Source organism: Nocardia takedensis NBRC 100417, from assembly GCF_000308695.1.
Lineage (GTDB): Bacteria > Actinomycetota > Actinomycetes > Mycobacteriales > Mycobacteriaceae > Nocardia > Nocardia takedensis.
On sequence record NZ_BAGG01000093.1, the window covers coordinates 85,726 to 99,184 of the forward strand.

Below are 13,459 nucleotides of genomic sequence, written 5' to 3' on the forward strand. Positions count from 1 at the left end.
GGGAACCGCGATGGCACCCGTGACCATCGGCGTGGCGGGGGCCGGTCGGATCGGTTCCGCGCACGCCGCCGCACTGGCCCGCCTGTCGGAGGTCGAGCGCGTTCTGGTCGCCGACGTGGATGCCGACCGGGCCGCGAAACTCGCCGCCGATCTCGGTGTCGAGGCCGTCGCGGATGTCACCGCCCTGCTCGCTTCCGACCTCACCGGTCTGGTCGTGGCCACCCCCACCGACACCCACCCCGAACTCGTGACCCGCGCGGTGGACGAGGGCGTCCCGGTGCTGTGCGAGAAACCGCTCGCCGCCGACCTAGCGGGCACCCTGTCGTTGCTGACCCGCCTGGAACAGCGCGAAGTCCCCGTGCAGGTCGGGTTCCAGCGCCGGTTCGACGCGGGCTACCGGGCGGCGCGCGCGGCGGTCGCGGACGGACGACTGGGCCGGGTGCACAGCCTGCGCGCCACCACCCTCGATCCCGCGCCGCCGCCCGCCGACTACCTGCCGCATTCCGGCGGGATCTTCCGCGACTGCGGCGTCCACGATTTCGACGCGCTGCGCTGGGTGTCGGGTCGCGAGGTGGTGGAGGTCTACGCGCGCGGGGCCAACCGCGGCGACGCGATCTTCGCGGCCTGCGACGACGTCGACACCGCCCACGTCGTGTTGGCGCTCGACGACGACAGCCTGGCGACCGTCGCCCTGACCCGCTACAACGGCGCGGGCTACGACGTGCGTCTGGAAGTGCTCGGCTCGCACGGCAACGTCGTCGTCGGACTCGACGGACGCACACCGCTGCATTCGGCCGAACCCGGCGTTCCCGGCCCCGACCGACCGCACGCGAATTTCCTGGATCGCTTCGCCGACGCCTACGCCGAGGAACTCGCCTGTTTCGTCCGGGCGGCCACCGGCCAGGGGCCCGTGCTCTGCCCGCCGCGCGACGCGCTCGAGGCTTTCTACATCGCCGAAGCCTGCGCGCTCTCGCGCCGGGCGGGTCGACCGGTCGCCGTCGCGGAGGTCAGGGTCGCGGACTGAGCGGACCGCGCGGGAGCCAGCGCCCCGTGCGCGTCACGCCAGGAACCGGCGACCGCGGCGTCCAGGGCGGCCGGGTCGGGTGCGCGATCGAACACCGCCCAGGACAGCACGTGCGCGGCCAACCGCGGCGGGATGGCGTTGCCGATCTGCTGGGCCAGATCGCGGCCCGCCCAGGGATAGTCGGGCGGGAAGGTCTGCAACCGGGCGGCGTCGCGGTGGTCCAGATTGCGCAGGTAGGCGCCCTCGACGGTCACCATCTTGTTCCGCGACACCTTGCCGGTGACGGTGTAGGCGGGTTCGTCGTGCCGCCGCCGCCCGCGCGCCCGCGGGTCGCCGCCGGTCCCGTAGTTGGACACGACCACGAATTCGCGGTCGGGGGCCAGCAGCGGGCCCATCGGCAGCCAGGGCGCGAGGTGCGCGTCGGCGGGCGTGGCCGCCCCGCGCGGCCGGAAGGTGCGGTGCGTGGGCGTCGGCAGGCGGGGACGGCGACGCAGGTGGGCCACCAGGATCGCGCGGCGGCGGGTCTGCGGGACGCCGAACTGCTCGGTGCGCAGGATGCCCGTCTCGCAGGTGTAGCCGCGGGCACCCAGCACGGCCGCCACGCGCTGCCAGACCGGCAGCACCGCGGGCACCTGTTCCAGCACGATCACCTCGTAGGGGCGGCGATGCAGGTCGGCGGCGTCCAGCACCCAGCGCAGCGGTTCGAGGACCAGGCCGGTCCGCTCGTCGCGCAAGGTCTTCAGTTCCGCGCGCACGCTACGGTCGCCCGCGCCCATCCGGTCGACGAAACCCATCACCTCGTCGAGTGCCTGGCGGCCCGCCCCGGTGCCGGCGACCGAGAACGTCTGGCACGGCGGACCGCCCGCGAGCACGGTGGCCTCCGGAAAGAGGTCGGGACCGAGGTCGCGCACATCCGCGCCGCGCGTTCCGAGGCCGGCGGCGGTGCGGGTGGCCAGCGCGTCGGCGTCCCATTCGACGCCGGTCACGGGGATGCCGAGCCAGCGGGCGGCGACGTCGAGACCGCCGGGGCCCGCGAACAGATCGATCATCCGGGCCGGTGGCGCCGCCCCCGCATCCGACGACATGGTGGAAGATCATAGCCCGCGCGCACCGCGCGGGATTCACACCGGCAGCAACCGGGCGATCACCCGCGAGAGTTGTTCCACGGTGCGGCATTCGTGCATGGTGATGTGCTCGGCGTAACGGTGCGCGGCGCTGTCGCCGGTCGACCAGGAACGCGCGGGTTCCGGGTTGAGCCAATGCGCGTGCGCGGCGCGCTCGACCAGCAGTCGCACGGTGTCCAGGGCGGGATCGGTGCGGTTGGTGCGGGCGTCGCCGAGGATGAGCAGCGAGGTGCGCGGGCCAAGGATCTCGGCGTAGCCGTCGGCGAAGCCGCGGAACGCCTCCCCGTAGTTGCTGCTGCCGAAACGCGAGACGCCGGACTCACGGATGATGCGGGTCGCGATGCCGGGCGCGGGCGGTTCGCCGGGCGCGAAGAACGCGGTGATCTCGTCGCAGGTGTCGACGAACCCGAAACTGCGTACGCGGGTGAACTGGTCCTGCAACGCCTGGATCAGGTGCAGGGTGAATTCGGCGAATCCGCTGACCGAGCCGGACAGGTCGGCCAGCACCACCAGGTCCGGTCGGCCGTGGCGGCGGGCGCGCAGCACCGGGTCGATCGGCACGCCGCCGGTGGCCATCGAGCGACGCAGCGTGCGACGCAGGTCGATGTGTCCGCGCACCGCCTTCTTGCGACGCGCGGACAGTCGGGTAGCCAGTTTGCGCGCCAACGGCGCGACCATCCGGCGCATCTCGGCCAGGTCCTGTTCGCGCGCGCCGAGGAAGTCGATCCGGTCGGTCGCCGCTTCCACGCCGCGCCTGGCGATGTGTCCGGTGCCGCGCAGTTCGGCGGTCCGCAGCAGGGCTTCGGTACGCACGGCGGCCTGGAACCCCTCGACGCGACGACGCGCCTCGATGGTGTGCACGGCGGACTCCAGCGGGGTGCGCGCGCCCATCGCGGCGGCGACGCGCTCGATCAACTCCTCGGGCCGCAGGGTTTTCATGGTCTGGTACGACGACCACCCCATCCCGGAAGCGGCGCTCACCGGGCCGCCGTTCTGCCCCGCGCCCGCGCCGCCGTAGCCGCCGAGCAGGGTCAGCGAGCGACGGGCCAGGTCCGTCGGCACGGCCTGCGCGGTACTCGACAGCGCCGCCACCAGCTCCTCGCGCAGTTCCTCCGGCGAGGACGTCCGCTCCGGTTCCACCCGGGCCACACCGAGGAAATACAGATCGAAGAGCTGGTCGAAGACCGCCCGCTGACCGTCGCGGCGCAACAGGGTCGCGGCCAACCCGGAGCGCAGCCGATGCGGGTCCGACAGACCGAGGGCCACGATCGCCCGGGCGGCGTCGACGGTTTCGCTCGGACCGGCCGTGATCCCGTGCTCGCGTAGCACGCCGACGAAATCGACCAGGCGATCGGTCATCGCGCCCGAGACGGGCAGAGATACAGCGGCGACGGGCGGGGACACAGTCGCGGTGGGCTCGGGCTCAGCGGCGTCGGGCGCGGTCACCGCGAGTCCTCGATCGGGTCGAGTCCCAACTGCCGCAGGGCGAGACGGTGATCGGCGCGGTACTTGAGCAGCACACCGAGCGTCGAGCGCAGGACCTCGCCGCCGAGTTGGCGCGCGCCCAAGGTGACCAGTGTGCGCGCCCAGTCGACGGTCTCGGCGATCGACGGCGTCTTGCGCAGCGGCAGGGCGCGCAGCGCGCCGACCACGGACACCGCGGCGGCGGCCAGGTCCGCGTCCAGTTCGGGGACGCGCAACCGCACGATCGCGCGCTCCAGTTCCGCTGTCGGATAGTCGATGTGCAGGTAGAGGCAGCGGCGTTTGAGCGCCTCGGACAGGTCGCGGTCGGCGTTGGAGGTCAGCACGACGAACGGGGTGCGCACGGCGGTGACGGTGCCCAGTTCCGGGATGCTGACCTGGTGCTCGCCGAGGACCTCGAGCAGCAGACCCTCCATCTCCGCGTCGGCCTTGTCGAGTTCATCGATGAGCAGCACGGTGGACCGGGGATTGCGCAAGGCCCGCAGCAGCGGACGTTCGAGCAGGAACTCCTCGGTGAAAACGTGCGCGCGCGTCGCGTCCCAGCCGTCGCCTGCCGCGGTGATGCGCAACAGTTGGCGGGCATGGTTCCACTCGTAGAGAGCGCGGGATTCATCGATGCCCTCGTAGCACTGCAACCGCACCAGATCCGCGTCCGCCGCGGCGGCGACGGCGCGGGCGAGTTCGGTCTTGCCCACCCCGGCGGGTCCCTCGACCAGCAGCGGTTTGCCCAAGTGGTCGGCCAGGAAGACCGCGGTGGCGATATCGGTGGAGGGCAGGTAGTCGGCCGCGGTCAGCGCGCGGGTGACCTGCTCCACCGAATCGAAGAACTTACTCATCGGTAACCAGTGTAGAAGGAACTCAGTCCTCCACGGCCACCGCCACCCGCCCCTCGGCGACGGCCTCCACCAAGCCCTGATGGTCGATCAGCGTCTGATCGGCGTAGGCCATCGCGAAAACCGCCATCGCGCGGTCGAAGGCGTCGCCCGAGCCCAGGTAGGCGGCGATCGCGACCCGATCACCGGAACGGGCGTGCGCCCGCGCCAAGGTGTGCCCGCACAGCGTCGCGTACTTCGCCAGTTCGCCCGGCGACAGGTTCTCCACCACCGCCGACCCCTTCATGTCGCGCAACTGCCGCCAATAGAAGTAGCGTCCGCCCGGCCCCGTCGCCCAGCCGAGGAAGATATCGCTGGCCGCCTGCATGAGCCGCTGCCCGTGCACCACCCGGTGCCCCTGGTGCTTGAATCGACTCGCCGCCAGATGCGGTGTCAGCACCGAATTCTCGGCCTCCTTGACCTGGAGGAACAGGGGACTGCCGGTGTCGCGGTCGACCATCAGCCCGATGAAACACCGGGTGCCGACACTGCCGACGCCGACCACTTTCAACGCGACCTCCACCAAGCGGTGCCGGTCCAGCAGCACCCGGCGCTCCTCGGGCAGGCTGCGCCGGTAGGCGGCGAAGACACCCGACAGGTCCAGCGCCTCGGGTTCGTCGATGGGAACCAACAGCGGCGGCCGGTGCCGGATGCGCGGACTGCCGTCCTCGCCCGGTTCGGTCAACTTCGACAGCGCGCGCAGACTGGTGTTGGCCCGCGCGGTCGCCAACGCCTTCTCGACCCCCTTGCGCCGCTTCGGCTTGCGCGCCAACTCCACCACCGACTCGGCGTCCACCCGCAGATACCAGACGTCCATCCCGTCCATGCCCGCCACCCGCAGCATCGTCTCGCGATAGCCGCGCGCCGCGGCCAGCACCGCCTTCTCCGCCTGGGCGTCGGTGAAACCGTTGCCGCGCGCCGCCACCGCCACACTGGCGACCAATCGCTTCACATCCCACTCGAAGGGACCCGGCAAAGTCTCGTCGAAATCGTTGAGGTCGAACAGCAGCGCGCGCTCCGGGGAGGCGAACAACCCGAAATTCGACAGGTGCGCGTCACCGCAGAGCTGCGCCGTCAACCCCGATTTCGGCCCCGAGGCCAGATCCGCGGCCATCACCGCGGGCGCGCCGCGCAGGAACGGGAACGGCGCGGCGGCCATCCGCCCGTAACGGATCGGAACCAGCGGCGCCAGCCGCGTCCTGGCCTGCCTGTCCAGGATGGTCAGCGGATCGACCCGGTCCGGCGCGGCCGTCCACCGCCCCAACGCCGCCCGCGACACCCGCTTGCGCGCCAACCGCCCCGCTTCGACCCCCGAGACCTCGGATTCGACCGTCGCCGTCATCCCCACAGTCTTGCTCGACGGATGCCACAGATCAAGACACGGAACGATTGCCCGACACGTTGCGCGCTTGAGCTGCCACGATGACTCACAGATCGGATTGCCAATTATTAGCCATCGACGGTTACCGCTCGTCGAGCCGCCCGACGAGCGAGTCGATCGGCACTCAGCGGACCTCCTCCGGGTTCCCACCCAGCACCGCGCACCGCGAGTCATCAGAACGGATGAACTTCACCGGAATCCGCCCAACACCCGTGACCTGTCGATTCCGGTGCGGCACAGTGTAGGTCGTACGGAGCTCGCCGGTCGGCGCGCCGGGTCCGATCCCCTCCCGAACCCGGCCGCTGCCGCCTCCGACGCGAAAACCGGCGGCTCCGACGAGTATCGACCGTTCTCGGAAGGAATCACGGTGTACAGCAACAGAAATACCCGGCGACTGCTCGGCGCGGCCGCCGTCGCCGGCGCGCTCGCCACGCTCCCCGTCCTGACCGCCGGATCGGCCGCGGCCACACCGCAGACCGGTGCGCCGCAGGTCACCGAGGTCGGGCGCGGCCACGACTGCCGCCGCGACAAGCCCTGGGAGGACTTCTTCGACAACGACCGGTACGGGCGCGGCGGCCACCACCACGGCCACTGCGGCGACCGCAAGCCGTGGGACCTCGACAACCCGTGGGACGCGCCGTGGCGGGGCTTCCGGGTCGAAGGTTCCTTCGGCAGCAGCTAGCGGAACACCGATGGCCCGCTCCCCCGGAAGGGAACGGGCCATCGCGGTTCGACCGGACTCAGGCGGTCTCGGTGATGGGGCGATCCACCCAGCTCATCAGGCCGCGCAACTTGGCGCCGGTGACCTCGATCGGGTGCTCGGCGTTCTGCTTGCGCAGACCTTCGAGCTCCTTGTTGCCGCCCTCGACGTTGGCGACCAGGCGCTTGACGAAGGTGCCGTCCTGGATGTCCTTGAGGATGTCCTGCATCCGCTTCTTGGTGTCGGCGTCGATGACCCGCGGGCCCGAGAGGTAGCCGCCGAACTCGGCGGTGTCGGACACCGAGTAGTTCATCCGCGCGATGCCGCCCTCGTACATGAGGTCGACGATCAGCTTCAGCTCGTGCAGCACCTCGAAGTAGGCCATCTCCGGGGCGTAACCGGCCTCGACCATGACCTCGAAACCGGTCTTGACCAGTTCCTCGGTGCCACCGCAGAGCACGGCCTGCTCACCGAACAGGTCGGTCTCGGTCTCTTCCTTGAACGTGGTCTTGATGACGCCGGCGCGGGTGCCGCCGATGCCCTTGGCGTAGGACAGCGCCAGCGCCTGGCCCTCGCCCTTCGGGTCCTGGTCGATGGCGATCAGGGCCGGGACGCCCTTGCCGTCGACGAACTGGCGGCGCACCAGGTGGCCGGGGCCCTTCGGCGCGACCATGCCGATGGTGACGTTCGCGGGGGGCTTGATCAGGCCGAAGTGGATGTTGAGGCCGTGGCCGAAGAACAGCGCGTCGCCGTCCTTCAGGTTCGGCTCGATGTCGTTGGTGAAGATCGAGGCCTGCGCGGTGTCGGGCGCGAGCACCATGATCACCTCGGCCCACTCCGCGACCTCGGCCGGGGTGCCGACGGTCAGGCCCGCCTCCTCGGCCTTGGGACGCGACTTCGAACCCTCGGCCAGACCGACGCGCACGTCGACGCCCGAGTCGCGCAGGCTCAGCGAATGCGCGTGGCCCTGGCTGCCGTAGCCGATGACAGCGACCTTGCGGCCCTGGATGATCGACAGATCGGCGTCGTCGTCGTAGAACATCTCGACTGCCACAGTGGTTCCTTCCGGGGGGATCGTCCCCGCCCGAGGCGGGGCACACCGAACTTCGTCGGTGCTCTCGTTTTCTGGGTCAAGACCCCGTGGGGCACGGGGGTTGGATCAAACCCGCTGGGCGGGGGCGGCACGCCGTCCGTCGATCGGACAAAAGGTTAGCCTGTGGCCGCGACCGGGTCGTCGGCCACCGTCGGGCGCCGCCCGCGCCTCACCGGGTCGCGGTGATGGACTTCGGGCCGCGTCCGACCGCCACGACGCCCGACTGCACGATCTCGCGGATTCCGTACGGTTCGAGCATGCGCAGCAGCGCGTCGAGCTTGGACCGGGTCCCGGTCGCCTCGACGGTGAGCGCGTCCGGGGACACGTCGATGACCTTCGCGCGGAACAAAGTGACCGCTTCGATCACCTGGGTCCGCACACTGGCGTCGGCACGCACCTTCACCAGGATCAGTTCGCGGGCCACCGAGGCGTCGGCGTCCTGCTCAACGATCTTGATGACGTTCACCAGTTTGTTGAGCTGCTTGGTGACCTGCTCCAACGGCAGGTCGTCCACGGTGACCACGATCGTCATCCGGGAGATCTCGGGCAGTTCGGTGCCGCCGACCGCCAGCGACTCGATGTTGAATCCGCGCCGCGAGAACAGGCTCGCGACCCGCGCCAGCACGCCCGGCTTGTCCTCGACGAGAACGCTCAGCGTGTGGGTGGTACTCATTCGCTCCCCTGGTTCTGCTCGGTGCCCGCCGCGTCGGCGTCGGCCTGCTCGTGATGCTGGTTCAGGGCCTCGTGGATGACGGCGGGCTCGGCGGCCTGCTCGTCCTCGTCGAAGAGCGGACGGATGCCGCGCGCGGCCATGATCTCGTCGTTGCTGGTGCCCGCGGCGACCATCGGCCACACCTGGGCGTCCTTGCCGACGATGAAATCGATCACCACGGGGCGGTCGTTGATCGACTGCGCCTCGCGGATCGCGGCCTCGACCTCGTCTTCCTTCTCCACCCGGATGCCGTGGCAGCCCAGCGCCTCGGCGAGCTTGACGAAGTCGGGGATGCGCAGGGTGTGCGTGCCCAGGTCGGTGTTGGAGTAGCGCTCCTCGTAGAACAAGGTCTGCCACTGCCGGACCATGCCGAGATTGCCGTTGTTGATCAGCGCGACCTTGATCGGGACGCCCTCCACCGCGCAGGTGGCCAGTTCCTGATTGGTCATCTGGAAGCAGCCGTCGCCGTCGACCGCCCACACTTCCTTGTCCGGTGCGCCCATCTTCGCGCCCATGGCGGCGGGCACCGCGTAGCCCATGGTGCCGAGACCGCCGGAGTTCAGCCAGGTCCGCGGCTTCTCGTACTTGATGAACTGGGCCGCCCACATCTGGTGCTGGCCCACGCCCGCGCAGTACACCGCGTCGGGACCGGCCAGTTCGCCCAGCTTCTGGATGACGTACTCCGGCGAGAGCGAACCGTCGCTCGGCGCGGTCCAGCCCAGGGGGTAGCCGTCGCGGATCCCGTCGAGGTAGGCCCACCAGGCGGCGAGGTCGAGTTTCGGCGCACCCGCCGGATCGGCCTTGAGGGTTTCGATCAGCTCGACGATCACCTCGCGGCAGTCACCCACGATCGGGACGTCGGCGTGGCGGTTCTTGCCGATCTCGGCCGGGTCGATGTCGGCGTGGATGACCCGCGCGTCCGGCGCGAAGGAATCCAGCTGACCGGTGACGCGGTCGTCGAAACGCGCGCCGAGGGTGATCAGCAGATCGGACTTCTGCAAGGCCGCGACCGCGCCGACCGTGCCGTGCATCCCCGGCATGCCCATGTTGAGCCGGTGACTGTCGGGGAACGCGCCGCGCGCCATCAGCGTGGTGACCACCGGGATGCCGGTCAGTTCGGCCAGTTCCAGCAGTTCGGCCGAGGCGTCGGCCTTGATGACGCCGCCGCCCACGTACAGCACGGGCTGCTTGGCCTCGAGGATCATCCGCGCGGCCTCGCGCACCTGCTTGCCGTGCGGTTTGGTGACCGGACGGTAGCCGGGTAAGCGCATCTCCGGCGGCCAGCTGAACGTGGTCTGCGCCTGTAGGACGTCCTTGGGGATGTCGACCAGGACCGCGCCCGGGCGGCCCGAAGCGGCCAGATAGAACGCCTCGGCCATGATCCGCGGGATGTCGATGCCGTCGGTGATCAGGAAGTTGTGCTTGGTGACCGGCATGGTGATGCCGGAGATGTCGGCTTCCTGGAAGGCGTCGGTGCCGATCAGGCCGCGGCCGACCTGTCCGGTGATCGCCACGATCGGCACCGAGTCCATCTGGGCGTCGGCGATCGGGGTGACCAGATTCGTCGCGCCGGGGCCCGAGGTCGCCATACAGACGCCGACCTTGCCGGTGGCCTGGGCGTATCCGGTGGCCGCGTGGCCCGCGCCCTGCTCGTGGCGCACGAGCACGTGGCGCACCTTGGTCGAATCGAAGAGCGGATCGTAGACCGGGAGGATCGCGCCGCCGGGAATGCCGAATACGGTGTCGACCTCGAGCTCCTCGAGCGCGCGGACGACCGACTGCGCCCCGGTGACCCGCTCCGGCGGGACCTGGCGGCGGTTGCCCGCCGCGGCGGCAGGGGCTGCCTGCTGATTCGAAGGCGCGGACCGGCGGGCCGATGGCCCCGGTCGTGCGGTTGGTGCGCTCACCGTCTTCGTTCCTAACTGTTCGTACTGGACCCCGGACAACACTGGTGGATGCGGCATGTTCTGGGCGCTGTGCTCTCGGTGTTACGGGTGGAAGCGCCGTGCGACGCCCCACCGCGCGGACTTTCGCCCGAACACGAAAAAACCCCCGTCAGCGCAGGGCTGATCGAGGGTGGCGCGTCAAACGCGAGCTGACGTATTCGACTCAGGCAGTCAGGCTCAACGCTGGACGCGCCGGCCGAGTACGAGCAACTCGTTTCGATTCACGCGCACGACGTTAAGCGGGAGTGAACCGAAGAGTCAAACAGATGACCCCGTGCGTCCCATTATGTGGGACAGTGCGGTTGCTTGTGTCCGTTCACCAGGATGCGAGGATGGTGGTGTGTCATCACCGCATCAGTCCGTGCCACCTACTGAATCGTCCCACACCGCGCCCGAGGGATCGGATACGGGTTCCGCCGCGAGCCCGCCGCCCGCCACCCGCGCGAAAGTCATCCGCACGCCCCGCCTGGCCCTGCTCGGCGTCGTCGTGCTGCTGCTCGGGGTATTCCTGTTCTTCGTCGGCGCGCCCGCGCTGACGTGGTGGCTGCTGGTGCTGCCCGTCCTCGTCGCGATCTGGGTACTGCGCACCCAGACCACGGTGTCGGCGAACGGACTCGACCTGCGCACGGTCTTCGGCTCCCGGCACGTGGACTGGGAGCGGGTCCGCGGCCTGCGCATCCCCAAGCGCGGCTTCGTGCGCGTACACCTCGACGACGACTCCGAGGTCACACTGCCCGCCGTGAGCTACGACCGGTTGCGCGAGCTGATCGTCGCCTCCGACGGCCGCATCCCCGACCCGTTCGCCGCCGCCGAGGAGGCCGAACAGCGCGAATGGGAACAGCGGCAGGCCGAGAAGACCGCAGAGGAAGAGTCCCCGGACGCGAACAAGCCCGCGGCCGACCAGGACTGACCTCGCGCGGCCTGTGATCGAACACACGGGTGGGAACAACCACACCCCGCCGGTGGATACACTCGACACAGCCCCGCCTCCGATGCGCGATCCCCGGTGACACACTCCGACCGCGCATCGGCCGGACGGTCCCGGCGGCGACACCCGCCCGAGGACACCGCCCCGCGCCGACGACAACCCTCGCGGCGACACCCACCGAACGACCGCGCGGCCGTTCGGGCAGGCGACCGGTGGCGCGCTCCCACCGACGGGGGCCGAGCGCGCCGGGAGTACCGTGAAATCCGCCGCCGAGCCAACTCCGCGCAGTCGCACCTCAGCCCAGCGACCCCTCGAGGATCTCCATGCCACCGCTTCGTTCACGCACCACCACCATCGGACGCAACGCCGCGGGCGCTCGCGCGCTGTGGCGGGCCACCGGTATGACCGACTCCGATTTCGGCAAGCCGATCGTCGCCATCGCGAACTCCTACACCCAGTTCGTCCCCGGCCACGTCCATCTCAAGGACGTCGGTGAGATCGTGGCGGAGTCGGTGCGCGCCGCGGGCGGCGTCCCGCGCGAATTCCACACCATCGCCGTGGACGACGGCATCGCCATGGGCCACGGCGGCATGCTCTACTCGCTGCCCTCGCGCGAGATCATCGCCGACTCGGTCGAATACATGGCCAACGCGCACACCGCCGACGCGCTGGTGTGCATCTCCAACTGCGACAAGATCACCCCCGGCATGCTCAATGCCGCGATGCGCCTGAACATCCCGGCCGTGTTCGTCTCCGGCGGACCGATGGAAGCGGGCAAGGCCGTCGTGGTCGGCGGCGTCGCCCAGGCCCCCACCGACCTGATCACCGCGATCTCGGCCAGCGCCAACCAGGCCGTGTCCGAGGACGGGCTGAGCGAAGTCGAGCGCAGCGCCTGCCCCACCTGCGGTTCCTGCTCGGGCATGTTCACCGCCAACTCGATGAACTGCCTCACCGAAGCCCTCGGGCTCGCGCTGCCCGGCAACGGTTCCACGCTGGCCACCCACGCCGCCCGGCGCGCGCTGTTCCAGCGGGCGGGCACCATCGTGGTCGACATCGCCAACCGCTGGTACCGCGAGGACGACGCGTCGGTGCTGCCGCGCAACGTCGCCAACGAGCGGGCCTTCCGCAACGCCATGGCCCTCGACGTCGCGATGGGCGGGTCCACCAACACCGTCCTGCACACCCTGGCCGCCGCCCAGGAAGGCGAGATCGACTTCGACCTGGGCACCATCGACGAGATCAGCCGCAAGGTGCCGTGTCTGTCGAAGGTCTCGCCGAACTCCGATTACCACATGGAGGACGTGCACCGCGCGGGCGGCATCCCCGCCATCCTGGGCGAACTGCGGCGCGCCGGCCTGCTCGACACCGACGTCAGCACCGTGCACACCGCGAGCTTCGACGAATGGCTCGACACCTGGGACATCCGCTCCGGCAAGGCTTCCGCCGAAGCGCTCGAACTGTTCCACGCCGCGCCGGGCGGGGTGCGCACCGTCGAACCCTTCTCCACCGAGAACCGGTGGTCCTCGCTGGACACCGACGCCGCGGGCGGGTGCATCCGCGACAAGGAGCACGCCTACACCGTCGAAGGCGGCCTGGTCGTGTTGCGCGGCAACATCGCTCCCGACGGCGCGATCCTCAAGACCGCGGGCATCGACGAGGAACTGTTCTCCTTCGAAGGGCCCGCCGTGGTGGTCGAATCCCAGGAGGACGCGGTCTCCAAGATCCTCGGCAAGCAGATCAAGCCCGGTGACGTCATCGTGGTCCGCTACGAAGGCCCCGCCGGCGGGCCGGGTATGCAGGAAATGCTGCACCCCACCGCCTTCCTCAAGGGCGCGGGCCTGGGCAAGCAGTGCGCGCTGATCACCGACGGCCGCTTCTCCGGCGGCACCTCCGGCCTGTCCATCGGCCACATCTCCCCCGAGGCGGCCAGCGGCGGCGTGATCGGCCTGGTCGAGAACGGCGACACGATCCGCATCGACGTCGCCACCCGCACCCTCGAGGTCGTCGTGGACGACGCCGTGCTCGCCGAGCGCCGCGCCAAGATGGAAGCCTCCGAACGGCCCTGGCAGCCCGTGGACCGTGTCCGCCCGGTCACCACCGCCCTGCGCGCCTACGCCGCCCTGGCCACCTCCGCCGACAAAGGCGCGGTCCGCCGCGTCCCCTGAATCTCGCCTTCGATCGACCCCACACCATCATT

The 13,459-nt window shown here is 70.2% G+C and carries 11 protein-coding genes; 4 read left to right on the plus strand and 7 right to left on the minus strand.

Features of this window, described 5'->3' with window-relative positions:
* The first annotated feature begins 10 nt into the window (after nt 1-10).
* Nucleotides 11-1,024, plus strand: coding sequence for a Gfo/Idh/MocA family protein (locus tag ON30_RS19370; protein ID WP_085999362.1), 1,014 nt, complete (start codon nt 11-13; stop codon nt 1,022-1,024).
* Here ON30_RS19370 and ON30_RS19375 read toward each other — a convergent pair.
* From ON30_RS19375 to ON30_RS19390, 4 genes are read right to left on the minus strand one after another with little or no spacing between them, the layout of a single operon-like run.
* Nucleotides 946-2,109, minus strand: a complete 1,164-nt coding sequence (locus tag ON30_RS19375; RefSeq protein WP_083911525.1) for a DNA cytosine methyltransferase — start codon at nt 2,107-2,109, stop codon at nt 946-948. The two genes, ON30_RS19370 and ON30_RS19375, sit on opposite strands and share 79 nt — an antisense overlap.
* A gap of 36 nt (nt 2,110-2,145) precedes the next feature.
* Entirely contained in the window at nt 2,146-3,594 is a 1,449-nt protein-coding gene (locus ON30_RS19380) for a vWA domain-containing protein (RefSeq protein ID WP_245554117.1), read from the minus strand.
* Nucleotides 3,591-4,466 (minus strand): AAA family ATPase, encoded by an 876-nt coding sequence (locus tag ON30_RS19385; RefSeq protein WP_040708915.1) that lies wholly within the window; start codon nt 4,464-4,466, stop codon nt 3,591-3,593. Before ON30_RS19385 ends, ON30_RS19380 begins: the two co-directional genes overlap by 4 nt.
* 22 nt (nt 4,467-4,488) lie before the next feature.
* Complete coding sequence (locus ON30_RS19390) at nt 4,489-5,844, minus strand: DUF2252 domain-containing protein (protein ID WP_040708917.1); 1,356 nt, start codon at nt 5,842-5,844, stop codon at nt 4,489-4,491.
* A 406-nt stretch (nt 5,845-6,250) separates the two neighbouring features.
* Here ON30_RS19390 and ON30_RS19395 point away from each other — a divergent pair, with 406 nt between their 5' ends.
* Nucleotides 6,251-6,565, plus strand: a complete 315-nt coding sequence (locus ON30_RS19395) for a hypothetical protein (RefSeq protein WP_157183776.1) — start codon at nt 6,251-6,253, stop codon at nt 6,563-6,565.
* A 58-nt stretch (nt 6,566-6,623) separates the two neighbouring features.
* Here ON30_RS19395 and ilvC read toward each other — a convergent pair whose 3' ends face one another.
* From ilvC to ON30_RS19410, 3 genes are all read right to left on the minus strand, one after another.
* Entirely contained in the window at nt 6,624-7,625 is a 1,002-nt protein-coding gene (gene ilvC, locus ON30_RS19400; RefSeq protein WP_174387538.1) for a ketol-acid reductoisomerase, read from the minus strand.
* 220 nt (nt 7,626-7,845) lie between these two features.
* A complete protein-coding gene (gene ilvN / locus ON30_RS19405; RefSeq protein WP_040708923.1) occupies nt 7,846-8,349 on the minus strand; it encodes an acetolactate synthase small subunit in 504 nt (167 codons plus the stop codon).
* Nucleotides 8,346-10,295, minus strand: a complete 1,950-nt coding sequence (locus tag ON30_RS19410) for an acetolactate synthase large subunit (RefSeq protein WP_040708926.1) — start codon at nt 10,293-10,295, stop codon at nt 8,346-8,348. The genes ilvN and ON30_RS19410 overlap by 4 nt, the downstream gene beginning before the upstream one ends.
* 400 nt (nt 10,296-10,695) lie before the next feature.
* Between ON30_RS19410 and ON30_RS19415 the strand changes: the two genes are divergently transcribed.
* Together ON30_RS19415 and ilvD are read left to right on the plus strand one after the other, a co-directional pair.
* Nucleotides 10,696-11,244 (plus strand): PH domain-containing protein, encoded by a 549-nt coding sequence (locus tag ON30_RS19415; RefSeq protein ID WP_245554118.1) that lies wholly within the window; start codon nt 10,696-10,698, stop codon nt 11,242-11,244.
* Between the two features lie 341 nt (nt 11,245-11,585).
* Nucleotides 11,586-13,427, plus strand: a complete 1,842-nt coding sequence (gene ilvD, locus ON30_RS19420) for a dihydroxy-acid dehydratase (RefSeq protein ID WP_040708927.1) — start codon at nt 11,586-11,588, stop codon at nt 13,425-13,427.
* The last annotated feature ends 32 nt before the right edge of the window (nt 13,428-13,459 follow it).

Excerpts from the sequence above, each read along its gene's own strand:
- ON30_RS19370 (WP_085999362.1), top strand. The coding sequence starts at position 11 with ATGGCACCCGTGACCATCGGCGTGGCGGGGGCCGGTCGGATCGGTTCC.
- ON30_RS19375 (WP_083911525.1), bottom strand. The coding sequence starts at position 2,109 with ATGTCGTCGGATGCGGGGGCGGCGCCACCGGCCCGGATGATCGATCTG.
- ON30_RS19385 (WP_040708915.1), bottom strand. The coding sequence starts at position 4,466 with ATGAGTAAGTTCTTCGATTCGGTGGAGCAGGTCACCCGCGCGCTGACC.
- ON30_RS19390 (WP_040708917.1), bottom strand. The coding sequence starts at position 5,844 with ATGACGGCGACGGTCGAATCCGAGGTCTCGGGGGTCGAAGCGGGGCGG.
- ilvC (WP_174387538.1), bottom strand. The coding sequence starts at position 7,625 with ATGTTCTACGACGACGACGCCGATCTGTCGATCATCCAGGGCCGCAAG.
- ilvN (WP_040708923.1), bottom strand. The coding sequence starts at position 8,349 with ATGAGTACCACCCACACGCTGAGCGTTCTCGTCGAGGACAAGCCGGGC.
- ilvD (WP_040708927.1), top strand. The coding sequence starts at position 11,586 with ATGCCACCGCTTCGTTCACGCACCACCACCATCGGACGCAACGCCGCG.